Source organism: Embleya sp. NPDC005971 (genome assembly GCF_040629175.1).
Lineage (GTDB): Bacteria > Actinomycetota > Actinomycetes > Streptomycetales > Streptomycetaceae > Embleya.
Genome location: NZ_JBEXUX010000003.1, coordinates 288,924 through 300,953, shown reverse-complemented (window position 1 = coordinate 300,953; position 12,030 = coordinate 288,924). Strand labels below are relative to the sequence as shown.

7 protein-coding genes and 3 tRNA genes are annotated in these 12,030 nt (G+C 71.9%); 3 read left to right on the top strand and 7 right to left on the bottom strand.

Going from position 1 to position 12,030, the window contains the following annotated elements; translation table 11 throughout:
• Positions 1-195 precede the first annotated feature (195 nt).
• The 6 genes from ABZ374_RS05535 to ABZ374_RS05510 all read right to left on the bottom strand — a co-directional run bounded on the left by ABZ374_RS05535 (position 196) and on the right by ABZ374_RS05510 (position 6,441).
• Complete coding sequence (locus tag ABZ374_RS05535) at positions 196-2,637, bottom strand: endonuclease/exonuclease/phosphatase family protein (RefSeq protein WP_360306440.1); 2,442 nt, start codon at positions 2,635-2,637, stop codon at positions 196-198.
• A gap of 354 nt (positions 2,638-2,991) precedes the next feature.
• Positions 2,992-3,062, bottom strand: a tRNA-Cys gene (locus tag ABZ374_RS05530).
• Positions 3,063-3,150: 88 nt separating this feature from the next.
• Positions 3,151-3,221: transfer RNA gene (locus ABZ374_RS05525), tRNA-Cys, on the bottom strand.
• 88 nt (positions 3,222-3,309) lie between these two features.
• Positions 3,310-3,380 (bottom strand) — tRNA-Cys (locus ABZ374_RS05520).
• 254 nt (positions 3,381-3,634) lie between these two features.
• Positions 3,635-4,534: a glutathione S-transferase C-terminal domain-containing protein gene (locus tag ABZ374_RS05515; protein ID WP_360306437.1), complete on the bottom strand. Its 900-nt coding sequence runs from the start codon at positions 4,532-4,534 to the stop codon at positions 3,635-3,637.
• Positions 4,531-6,441: an FAD/NAD(P)-binding protein gene (locus ABZ374_RS05510; protein ID WP_360306434.1), complete on the bottom strand. Its 1,911-nt coding sequence runs from the start codon at positions 6,439-6,441 to the stop codon at positions 4,531-4,533. Before ABZ374_RS05510 ends, ABZ374_RS05515 begins: the two co-directional genes overlap by 4 nt.
• Positions 6,442-7,632: 1,191 nt before the next feature.
• Here ABZ374_RS05510 and ssuE point away from each other — a divergent pair.
• From ssuE to ABZ374_RS05495, 3 genes are all read left to right on the top strand, one after another.
• On the top strand, positions 7,633-8,223 hold the full coding sequence (ssuE, locus tag ABZ374_RS05505) for an NADPH-dependent FMN reductase (protein WP_360306431.1): 591 nt from the start codon (positions 7,633-7,635) through the stop codon (positions 8,221-8,223).
• Positions 8,224-8,294: 71 nt separating this feature from the next.
• Entirely contained in the window at positions 8,295-9,422 is a 1,128-nt protein-coding gene (locus ABZ374_RS05500) for an LLM class flavin-dependent oxidoreductase (protein ID WP_360306428.1), read from the top strand.
• Between the two features lie 134 nt (positions 9,423-9,556).
• Complete coding sequence (locus ABZ374_RS05495; RefSeq protein ID WP_360306425.1) at positions 9,557-10,867, top strand: NtaA/DmoA family FMN-dependent monooxygenase; 1,311 nt, start codon at positions 9,557-9,559, stop codon at positions 10,865-10,867.
• 187 nt (positions 10,868-11,054) lie between these two features.
• On the opposite strand, the gene ABZ374_RS05490 is transcribed toward ABZ374_RS05495, so the two are convergent.
• Positions 11,055-12,002, bottom strand: coding sequence for a glutathione S-transferase C-terminal domain-containing protein (locus ABZ374_RS05490; protein ID WP_360306422.1), 948 nt, complete (start codon positions 12,000-12,002; stop codon positions 11,055-11,057).
• Between the last annotated feature and the right edge of the window lie 28 nt (positions 12,003-12,030).

Genomic DNA, 12,030 nt, shown 5'->3' with positions numbered 1-12,030 from the left:
CACCGGACCCGCGCCCGGCACCGGACCCGCGCCCGGCACCGGACCCGCGCCCGGCACCGGACCCGCGCCCGGCACCGGACCCGCGCCCGGCACCGGACCCGCGCCCGGCACCGAATCCGGCGCCGGGCGCAAGATGCGGCCGAGTCGAGACCGAGGTCGGGCCCGTCCCCCCGGGCCCGCCCCCGTCGATCCACCTCAGGACCGCTCGAACAGCTCCTCCCACAGCCGCTCCAGCAGATCCAGGAAGTCGTTGCCCGTGCTCGGGTGCACCCGCAACACCTGCGGATCGTGATCACTGGCCTGGTCCGCGAACGCCGCGTTCACGTGCACGATGTCGTACTCGAAGCGGCTGATCCGCGGGCTGGTCAAAATGTGGTCGAGCATCTGGCTGTTGCCGTTGAACACGTACCCCCAACGCTCGTTCGCCGGCAGCGTGTCGACCATCGTGCGCAGCGCGCCGCCGTCGGTGAGGGTTTTGAGCGTCGGCGAGAACGCGAAGTCGTTCAGGTCACCGAGCACCACGAGGTTCGCCCTCGGGTCGGACGCGAGCAACTCGTCCACGAACTGGCGCAGCACCTTTGCCTGCGCCACGCGCTGGACCTCCGAACTGCGCGTCGGCGGCTGGAATCGACTATCCAGCGCCTGGTCGCCGCCCTTGGAGGCGAAGTGGTTCGCGATCACGAACACCGTCTTGCCGCGGAAGCGGAACTCCGCCGCGAGCGGCTTGCGGCTGCTCTCCCACGCCGGGTCCGCGGGGGAGACCCGACCCGGGGACTGGGTCAGTTGAGTACGCCCCAGCCAGTCCTTGCGCACACCCACCGCGCTCGTGGAACCGCCGCCGGGACGATCCACGAACTCGACGCGCGTAGCGTCGAAGAGGAACGCGTTGCGGATGTTGCCGCCCGGCTGGCCGCCGTCCTTGCCGTCGACGGGCTCGATCGAGCGCCACGAATAGGCCGGGCCGCCCGCCGCCTTGATCGCCGCGACCAGCTTGTCCAGCGTCTGATCGGCCGCGACCACACCGTCGTTGGTCGGTCCGCTGTTGTCCTGGATCTCTTCCAGGGCCACCACGTCCGGCGTGGACAAGGCGGTGACGATGCCCTTCGCCAGCCGGTCGAACTTGGCCTGGGTGTCCTTGGGGGAGAGGTTCTCCACGTTGTATGTGGCGACCGCGAGTTCGCTGTTCTTCTGGTCCCGCGTCGTCTCCGGCGTCAGCGTGCCCTTGACCACCTTGCCCAGCGTGGTCGCGGCCAGCGAATACCCGCCGAACTGGTCGTAGGTGAGCGGGCCGGTGGTCTCACCGGTGAGCGTGTCGCCGACGTCGGCCTGCGGGAACGGCTCCTGGGAGAACGGGATCAGCGACGCGACCTTGAGCCGGCCGCTGTTCTGCGCGTCGTACCCGCCGTACAGCGTGCCGCCCTGTGCCGTCGGGTTCTGCGTCGGCTCCAGGGTGACCCACAGTTCGCCGAACGAGGTGCTCGGGCCGACCACACGCGATTCGCCTACGCGCGTCAACTGGCCCTCGAGCGACTCGAATCGGTCCAGCGCGTACTTCGTCGGCTCCAGCGCGAGCGCCTCGATCGACGGCGTTCCGGTGGGCGCGTACGCGTCCGGCAGGGTCGCCGCGTCGAGCAACACCGGTGCGGGCAGCGCCTGACCGGAAGCGTCGATCACCCACGTGGCGTCGGTGACCTGGGTCAGCGACTGGCCGCCGGCGTTCGCGCCGCCCGGATAGAACTCCTCGACCTTGCCGGTCACCTTGACCGCGTCGCCGACCGCGACCTTCGGGGTGACCGTGCCGGTGAATACGAACAGCCCTTCGGACGTGCGGGGATCATCGTCCGGCGAGCCGTCCTGGAACCAGAAGCCGCGTGCGCTGCCGAAGCCGCGAACACCGGTCACCACGCCCGGAACACTGGTCACCCGAGTGCCGTTCTTCGGCGATACCCGGGTGGTGCCCTGGATTTCGTGAATGCGCGCGTTGGTCGGCTCGGGCGTGCCCGGACCCGGGTCGCTCGGACCCTGGCCACGCGCGTTGAGCGGCGTCGGTGCGCCCGCGACGAAGTCCGCGGCGTTGTCGTCGGTGTCCACGAGCGCCGAAGTCCGGGCCACCGAGGCCGAGTTCGACGCGCCGGTCGCCGGGGTGCCCTCGCGCACCACCGCGTCGCCGTAGCCCGCGACGTCCACGACCCGGCCGTCGGCCAGGCAGTCGGCCGCCGTCAGGCACGTGAGCGCCGTGTTGCCGCGGACCAGCGCGACGGTGCCGCCGGTGCCCGACATGTTGATCGCACCCTGCGCGTCCGGGGTGGGCAGGGCCAGGGTGCCGCCGGCGCCCTTGGCCTCGCCGATCAGGTACCGACCGCCGGGCGCCACCGCGCCGGTCAGCGCGGTGACCTGCCAGGCCGAGGTCGGCTTGGGCGCGGCCGGAAGGTACTGCACGCTCCAGCCGTCGACCGCGACGGCGGCCGAACCCTTGTTCGCCAACTCGATGAAGTCGTTGGTCAGGCTCGCGCCGCTGTTGCCACCGCCGCCGTACACCTCGGCGAGCAACACGTCCACGGCGGGCGCCGCGACGGCGGGAGCGGGTGCGATGACGAGCGCGCCACCGGCGAGGGCGCCGGCCACGGTCGTGGCCACGACACCGATCCGCCGCCGCCGGGTACTCGGCACGGATCGTCGTCGAGACGATTGCTGACGGAATGTCACCCAGGGCCTCCGAAAAGCGAAAGGGACAGGTCCGGGACATTCTCGGGACTGCGGGTGAACGCCGTCCATCCTTTGGGCGGCCCGAAAGGGGCCAAGGTTCCCCCGGGGCCCGAATCTTTTTCCCCACCCACGCGTTGCATCCGGCAGCGGACCCGCCCCGGGTCCACCCTTGTCGCTTCCGCGTCGACCGATGTCGTCCCCCGGCCGACTTTGTCACTCACCCCGGGGTCACCCGGTGCCCGCGCCGAAGCGCCCGCACCCACACCCCGAACCACACCAACTCGGAGATGGAGGCGGGATTCGAACCCGCGTGCACGGTTTTGCGGACCGCTGCCTTGCCTCTCGGCCACTCCATCGCATCCGACCACCGCGCGTTCCGTCGGCCGGACGGCGCCGGGAATCCCGGTCCGCCCGCCCGCGGTTCGCGCGGCCCTTCGCCCTTCGAGATGGAGGCGGGATTCGAACCCGCGTGCACGGTTTTGCGGACCGCTGCCTTGCCTCTCGGCCACTCCATCGCATCCGACCACCGCGCGTTCCGTCGGCCGGACGGCGCCGGGAATCCCGGTCCGCCCGCCCGCGGTTCGCGCGGCCCTTCGCCCTTCGAGGTGGAGACGGGATTCGAACCCGCGTGCACGGCTTTGCAGGCCGCGGCCTGTCCTCTCGGCCACTCCACCCGGCCGGGCCACCAACCCGGTCGATTCATCCGCCCCGACCACCCACGCCCCACCGACCGGGCGATCCGGTGGGCCTCCGCACCGGATCGCCCGGTACTCGGGGATGCGCCGCAGGCCCCCTCGCCCGGCGGCGCACCCCCCATTCGGTCCCGCACCCCGGGATCCCCGGCGCGCACACCCGCGTCCCCACGTGCGGCGCGCATCCCGCAGGACCGACGCCGACCCGACCCCGCGTCGGATCGGCGAGCCGGCGATCAGCCCAGCGCCGCCCGATTCTGCGGCGCCGCCCACTGCTCGGCGGCAGGCAGCGCCGGCGACTCGGGGAACCGACGCAGTCGGATCTCCTCCTGTACCGCGAGGTCGGTGGTCTCGCGGAACTCCGGCCGGCTGTAAAGGTCTCGCGCGTACGCCCACAGGTTGGGGTAGTCCACCAGGGTGCGACCGTCCTGGACGATCGCCGCCCGGTAGGTGCCCGGGAAGCGCAGCAACTTCACCCAGAACCGGATGTCCGAGATGGTGAGCCGATCCCCGAACAGGTAGCGCTTGTCCGCCAGATGCGCGTCCGAGCGCTCCAGCGTGTTGATCGTCTCGCCCTCCTCCGACGTCCACAGACCACCCTTGCGCGCGGCGGTCGCGAAGTCCGTGTCGGTGATGTCGATCGCCTCGCGCAGGTCCTCCGGATACAGGTCCGGCGCGTGTTCGCCGACCAGTTCGGCAAAGCTCGTGGCCAGGTTGTTCGGGATGGCGTCGAACGCGTTCGACACGATGCGATCGCCGGACCCGTCCCACAGGGTCGGTACCGAGATGTGCCCCGCGTACCCGGGCGCCGTCGCCTCGTACGCCTCCCGCAGCAGAGCGAACCCGTTCACCGGATCCGGACCGAACCGCTCCCGGAACGCCCAACCCCGACCGTCGCGTTCCTCGTCCACATACGACGCGCCGACGATCTCGGTGAGACCGCGCGCATGTCGCACGATCGCGGCGATGTGCGCCCACGGGCAGCCGTGCGACAGATACAGGTGATATCGCCCGACCTCCTCGGGGAATTCGGCGTCGCCGATGAGGCCGGTGAACGGATACTGCGGGTCGGTGACCGCGTACGGACCGTACGTGTCGACGTCGACGGGGCTCGCGTAGCCGAGTTGAGTGGTCACTGGGTGGCTCCTGTCACAAGTTCCAGCCGATCGAGAGCCCGATCGGCGGCGGGTCCGATGCCCCGCAGATGATCCAACACACCCCGGACCAACGCGTCGTTGACCCGAAACGCCGGGGCGTCGAACCGAGGCCGGGAGAACCCCGCGCTCCCGGCACCCCCCGCGACGCCGTAGCCGACCGCGAACCGGCCCGGGTGCGCGTCCCCGTGCACGTCGACCACCCGCCGGTCGCCCGCCCGCGTGTTCAGCCGGCCCGTCGCGTCCGGGCACGCCTCGCCGCGCGCGGCCAGCCGGCGCAACAGCGCGTCCCGGGTGCGTTCCAGCGACGGATCCGGCAACCGGGCCTCCACCAGTGCCCGGGCCCGCACCCGAACGTCCGGCAGGCTCGCACTGCTCGCCAGCCAGTCGCCCGCGTCCTCGTCACCGGATATCTCGACGTCCTCGCCGAGAAAACGGATCACCCCGGCCCGTGCCAACGCCAACAACTCCTCCAGACGCGGCCCCGGCGGCCCGCTGGCCAGATAGCTGAAAAAGCCGAGCAGCCGGGCCGGATCGGGCACCGGCTCACCCGCGTCCTGTAGCCGCAACACCACCCCGTACACGCTCAACAGCGCGTGTATGACGGCCAGATCCTGGCTGTACGCGGGATCGTGCCGACGGGTCAGGTCGGCCTCGATGTGCGCGTGCATCCACTCCTGGAGCGTGTCCTCGTCGGCGAACTGCCGCCCCTGCACCGGCCGATCCAACAACGCCCGGTCGAACCGGTCGGCCGGATCCGGCACCGCCCGCGCGATCAACTCGCTCGGGTCGGCCGCCGCCGCGAACCGCGCGTCGAACTCCGCCCATTCCATCGTGGTGCGCTCGCGGTGCGCGGTGAACAGTCGGTGATAGTGCGCACCGGCCAACTCCTTGCCGATCAACGGCCACACATCCGCGCCCACCCGGGCCGCGGCACGCGCCGTCTCCACGGTGAAGTACCTGGGCAGCGGCGGCCGTTCACCCACCCACTCGTAACCGGTCTTGGACCGGTACGGCACCCCGCGGCGCGAGGCCGCCAGCAGCAGCGGCTCCCGCCCCGAAGCCCGGTAGCGCAGCACCCCCGCCGCGTCCCGCTCGAACGTGCCACCACGACCATGGCTCAACCGCACCATCAGGTCCACGAACGCCAACCCGATGCCGCGCACCAGTACCGGCTCGCCCGGACGCAGCGCGTCCAGGTCCAGGTCGGCGGTGTACCCGGTCGGAATGTACGCGAGCCCGTGCCGGCGGGCGAACCTGATCTGCTCGCGTTCCGTCGGCGTGGGTTCGGCGTCCAGATGCCCCTGGGCCAGGATCACCGCATCCACCTGGAGCGCCGGCCGCCGCCCGGCCAACTGCACCCGCTGTCGGCGCGGACCGTCGGTGATGTCCACGACCGTCGTCTGATGCACGATCACCCGCACGTTGGCCGGCGCCCCCTCGACCGCGGTTCGGAAGAACCAGGCCAGATAGGTGCTGAGCAACGGTCGGGACGGAAACGACGTCGGCCCACACGCGGCCAACTCCGCAGCAAACGGCCTCAGTTCATCGGTGCCCTGACCCTCGCGCAACTCGCCGGCGCGGGCTCGGGCCCACTCGGCCAGCGAGGGTCCCGGTCGGATCGGTCCCTTGATCGTGGACACCTCGTCGGTGAACAGCGTGATGTCGGCGGCCAGCGAATTCGCCCACAACAGCGGTGACTGGGCCCGCCGCCAGACCCGACCCGCACCCGGCGGGTAGGGATCGACGACGTGCACGTGCAGCGGACGGTCACCGAGCAACTCGGGCACATTGGCCAACAGGCGTTCGAGGACGGACGCGCCACCGGGTCCCGCGCCGACGATGCAGACGGCGACGGGGCGGAGGCGGCCGGACGGATGGTCGGGCATGGCTCTCCCCTCGTGGGGGTATGGCGAAGAACGCGAACCGCACCCAACGTCCCGATACGCATACGAAAACCGTCACGGATTACGAATACGGGTACGCCGAGGCGTGGTTCGGCAAGTGGGAAGGGCCTTACGCCACAAGGCCGGATGCGCGATCCGAGCGGAAGCTCAGGATTCCCCGGTGCCTGGGACCGAGGGGCGCGGCGGCGAGATCAGCCGCGGGTACGACACAGCCCGCCGGCCACACGACACAGGTCGATGGGGCGGCACGACACGAGGAAGAGGTCGGGGCTCACGACGTCGACGCTACGGAGCCGCCTGACGAGTTGTCAATGTCGAATGGCCACGCGGCGCTTGCCACCCGGCCTCCCCGACACCCGTCCGACACCGGGGGGAAGCACGGATCCCAGGGCTCTGGAACACGTAGTCGTAGGCCCGCAACACGGTCAACGACGCCAATCGAACCCGGCCGTCCCGCTCGGGAGACGACGCGGCGTGGCATGCCTCACCGCCAACGAAGTGTCCGAGCAATACCATACGAATGCCCCATATCGAACCGTCGCGGTCGTCTTCGAGCAATTGACCGAGTACCGCCCGGCGGGTTAAGTTCCGGAACATCGTGCCGTGGCGCTCCGCCATGGCCCAGCGAGGGGATCCCGGTGGCGCAGTACGCGCGACGCAGCAACGGGGCGGCCATGTCCGCCGCCGGTTGGCTGCTGTCCGCCCGCCTCCACATCGACCTCGGTCGCGTCACCAGCGCCGCCTGTTGTAGCTGACCCAAGCGCGCGGCCCCGCCGCGCCGTCGGCGCTCCCACAATCGGCCCCATCGCCACGCCCCGCCACGCGGCCCCCGGAACCTCGTCGCGGCCCGGCCGGCGCGCCCCGCATCCCACCAAAACGCCCGGCGCAGCCGACCGCGAAGCCAGTGGGAGCGCTCTCCCCGCCGCCGGCCCATCGGCACAGCCGGCCACCTGCGGCAACCCCTACCCACCACCCGGAACTCACCGGCACTAGCACGTCGCCGCCGACGACACCACCCCTGAACAACCCCTGACTCACCCCTCAATCATTCCGATTTCGCTCCTCGACCACCCCGAACCGACGCCGGCACCACCGGCGCCACCCCGAACCGACGCCGACACGACCGGCACCACCCCGAACCGACACCCGCGCCACCCCGAACCGAGGTATCCCATGGCAACCGTCCTGACCGTATGGGGCAGCCCCTCCGCGACCTCGCGCACCGGCGTCGTCGCCCGCCACGTCGCCGCCCGGTTGGCCGCCGACGGGCACGACGTGTCCACCCTCGCCGTGCGCGACCTGCCCGCCCGGGCCCTCCTGCACGCCGACTTCACCGACCCCGACCTGCGCGCCGCGCTGGCCCGGGTCGCCGACGCCGACGCGCTCGTGATCGCCAGCCCGGTCTACAAGGCTGCCTACAGCGGCGTGCTCAAGACCTTCCTGGACGTGCTCCCGCAGTTCGCGCTGCGCGGCAAGGAGATCCTGCCGGTGCTCACCGGCGGCACCCCCGCACACGTCTTGGCGCTGGACTACGCCCTGCGGCCGGTGTTGACCTCGCTCGGCGCCGACCACGTCGCCCAAGGTTGGTTCGTCCACGAGCGGTTCGTCTCCGTCGAGGCCGCAACCGAGACCCACGGCAGCTCCCCGGCCCAAGGCGGCACCCCGGCCGCCCAAGGCCGCATCGAACCCGAAGGCGTCGCACCCCTGGAGGAACTCGCCGACGCGTTCTCCGCCCGGCTGCGCCGCCCCGCCGCCGTCGCCTGACCCGCACCGGTCGGCGCCCCGCCCGCCGCCCGGGCCGGGGCCCGACCCACCCGTACGACAAGGGAGTTCGCATGACCACCGGCCATCTCCACCTCGGTGTCGCGCTCGACGGCGCGGGCCGCCACCCCGCCGCGTGGCGCTCGCCGCACGCCCGCCCCGCCGAACTGTTCGATCCGCGCTACTGGGTCGAGCTGGCCCACACCGCCGAACGCGGCCTGCTCGACTTCATCCGACTCGACGACTCGCTCGGCCCACCCTCCGCCCGCCTCCCGGGCCGACTCGACGCGGTGTCGGTGGCCGCGCGGCTGGCCCCGGCGACCGCCTCCATCGGTCTGATCCCGGCCGCGACCACCACCCACACCGAGCCGTTCCACGTATCCACCTCGGTCGCCACTTTGGACCACGTCAGCCGAGGCCGCGCCGGCTGGTGGCCGCTGCCCTCCCGGACCGCCGCCGAGGCCCGCCACTTCGGCCGCAAACCGGTCGCTCCGGCCGGCGAACTCACGGACGAGCAAGCCGAGTTCGTCGACGTCGTCGGCCGACTGTGGGACAGCTGGGAGGACGACGCGATCATCCGCGACGTGGCCACGAGCCGGTTCCTGGATCGCGACAAACTGCACTACGTCGACTTCGAGGGCACCTACTTCGACGTCCGCGGCCCCTCCATCACACCGCGCCCGCCCCAGGGCCGGCCGGTGATCGGGATTACCGTGGAGGGCCCCGACACGCTGGAGATCGCCGCCCGCTTCGCCGACGTGCTCTTCGTCGACGCGTCCGGCCCCGACGAGGCCCGCCGACTGCGCGAACGCGCCCACGCGATCGCCGAGGGCAACGACCGCGACCCCGGCGAACTGCGGGTGCTCGCCGAGATCACCGTCCACCTGGCCGCCACCGACGCGGACGCCCGCCGCGAACGCGCCCTCCTCGATGCCCGCTCGGACGTCCCCGTCCCCGGCGGACTCTGCTTCACCGGCACCTCCCAGGCCCTCGCGGACCGCCTCGCCGGCTGGTACGTCGGCGGCGCGGTCGACGGCTTCACGCTGGTCCCGGGCGTGCTGCCGTACGACCTGGACCGCATCGTCGAGGACCTGGCGCCGATCCTGCGCGAACGCGGCCTGATCCGGCCGGCCTACACCGCCGACACCCTGCGCGGACACCTCGGCCTCCCGCTGCCCGCCAACCGCTACGCCCGGACCTGAGGAGAGGTCACCGATGCCCCACCCCAGCAGCCCCCACCCCACCCCCACCCCCCCGCGCCCCGCAGTCCCGCGCCCCCCGACACCCCACCCGCATCCACCTCGCCGCGCACTTCCCCGGCGTCAACAGCACCACCGTGTGGAGCGATCCGCGCTCCGGCAGCCAGATCGACTTCGACTCGTTCGAGCACCTCGCGCGCACCGCCGAACGCGGCAAATTCGATTTCTTCTTCCTGGCCGAGGGCCAGCGCCTGCGCGAACACCAGGGCAGAATCTTCGAGTTGGACGTGGCCGGCCGCCCGGACGCACTCACCGTGTTGGCCGCACTGGCCGCGATCACCGACCGGATCGGCCTGGCCGCCACCGCGACCGCCACCTACAACGAGCCGTACGAACTCGCCCGCAAGATCGCCTCGCTCGACCAACTCAGCGCCGGCCGCGCCGCCTGGAACGTGGTCACCTCGCCGGACGCCTGGACCGGGGAGAACTTCCGTCGCGGCGGCTTCCTGCCCCGCGAGGAACGCTACGAACGGGCCATCGAGTTCGTCGAGGCCGCCCGCACGCTGTGGGACAGTTGGGCCCCGGACGCACACGTGGCCGACGCCGAGGGCGGCGTGTTCGCGGCTCCCGGAGCGGGCCGATTCGACTACCGCGGTCGGCACTTCGCCATCGAGGGCCGCTTCACCGTGCCGCGCAGCCCGCAGGACCGGCCGGTGCTGATCCAGGCCGGCGACTCCGAGGACGGCCGCGAGTTCGGCGCCGCACACGCGGACGTGATCTTCTCCCGGCACGGCGAGTACGAGGCGGGCCGGGCCTTCTACGCGGACATGAAGGGCCGCGCGGCCCGACACGGGCGCAGCCCCGACGAGCTGAAGATCCTGCCCGCGGTGACGGCGGTGATCGGCGCCACCGCCGAGGAGGCCCACGACAAGGCCGCGTGGATCCGTCGGCAACAGGTCAGCCCGCAAAACGCCATCCAGTTCGTCGAACAGGTGTGGGGCCGAGACCTGTCCGACCTGGATCCGGACGGCCCGCTCCCGGACTTCGACCCGGTCACCGACGGCACCTCGATCGCCCGAGGCCGGGTCCGCACCGGCGGCGACCCGTTCGAGCTGGCCCGCGCCTGGCGCGAACTCGCGGCGGCCAAGGGCGGGTTGAGCCTGCGCGAGGTGGTGATCGAGGTGGCCGCCCGACAGACCTTCATCGGCACCGCCGAACACGTCGCGGACCGCATGGAGGTACACGTACGCGACGGCGCCGGCGACGGCTTCATCCTGGTACCGCACCTGACCCCCGCCGGCCTGGACGAATTCGTCGACCAAGTGGTGCCGATCCTCCAGGAACGCGGCGTCTTCCGCACCGAATACCAGGGCACCACCCTGCGCGAACACCTGCACCTGCCCGCGCCACGCCCGGCCGGCGCACACCGCACCGACGTGGCGGTGTGAGCACCCGAGCCCTGGACACCCGAGCCCGAAACCTCCGAGCCCGAAGAACCCGAACCCGAACCCGAAACCTCCGAGCCCGGAGCAAGCGAACCCGAAGCCCCCGAGCCCGAAGCCCCCGAGCCCGAAGCCTCCGAGCCCGGGGCGGGCGAACCCGCCCCGACCCGCACCGCCCGCCGCGCCGCCCGGATCAACTCCAGTCGTTGAGCGCGATCGACACACCCGAAGCCGCCGGACCACGACAGTGGCTCCGGTGGTTTCGGGCGATGTGGTCCAGCCGCAGGTTGTGACGGAACGCCGGGATCAGATGCAACCGCCGCGCATACGCCCACAGATGCGGGTGCGCGGCGAGCCGGTGCACGTCCTGGGCGTCCAGATGCCGCTTGTGCACCACGTCCAGGTGCACGAGCGTGGTCCACAGGTGCACGTCCGCCGCGGTGAGCGTGTCACCCAGCAGGAACGGGCGCGCCGCCAGCCGCCGTTCGGCCACCGCCAGGGTCGCCAGCACGGTGCTCATCGCCTCGGCCCGACGCGGGCCCGCCGACGCCCGGCCGGCCCGCTGCGCGGCATCGGTGACGTCCTCCTCGAACAGGGTGTGCAACGCGCACAGTTCCTCGCGCCGCTCGGCCGGATACAACGCGCCGCCGCCGCCGCCGAAACCGGTGGCCAGGTCGCGCAGAATATGCGGCGCGTGGTTGCTGACGATGCGTCCGCTCCACCGATCCCACAACACCGGTACGGTCACCGGCCCGTCGTAGTGGTACTCGGTCGCCTCGTACGCCTCGCGCAGGAACGCGAACCCGCCGTTGGGGTCCAGGCCGTGGCCGTCCCCGTCCCGAAACGCCCAGCCGCGCCCGTCCCGGACCGGATCCACCAGCGAGGTGCCCACCACCTCGCCCAGGCCCGCCAGGTCACGTGTGATGGCCACGCGCAACGAACGCGGGCAGGCCAGGCACAGGTAGAGGTGATAGCGATTGGCCTCGGCGCGGAAACCGGCGCCGATCCGGCTGCGGAAGCGCTGCATCGGCGGGCGGATGGTCTCCAGGCCCGGCAGCGGCGAACCCGAGTGGCGGACGCGGTAGCGCCCGTGGGTACGGAAGTCGATCGGTCCGGCGGCCTTCGGGGGTGTCGTGGACATACGGGTCTCCCTCGCGCAGGTCATGAGT

Coding starts and splice junctions, on each gene's coding strand:
- ABZ374_RS05510 (WP_360306434.1), bottom strand. CDS start 6,441: ATGCCCGACCATCCGTCCGGCCGCCTCCGCCCCGTCGCCGTCTGCATC.
- ABZ374_RS05500 (WP_360306428.1), top strand. CDS start 8,295: ATGACCACCGGCCATCTCCACCTCGGTGTCGCGCTCGACGGCGCGGGC.
- ssuE (WP_360306431.1), top strand. CDS start 7,633: ATGGCAACCGTCCTGACCGTATGGGGCAGCCCCTCCGCGACCTCGCGC.
- ABZ374_RS05490 (WP_360306422.1), bottom strand. CDS start 12,002: ATGTCCACGACACCCCCGAAGGCCGCCGGACCGATCGACTTCCGTACC.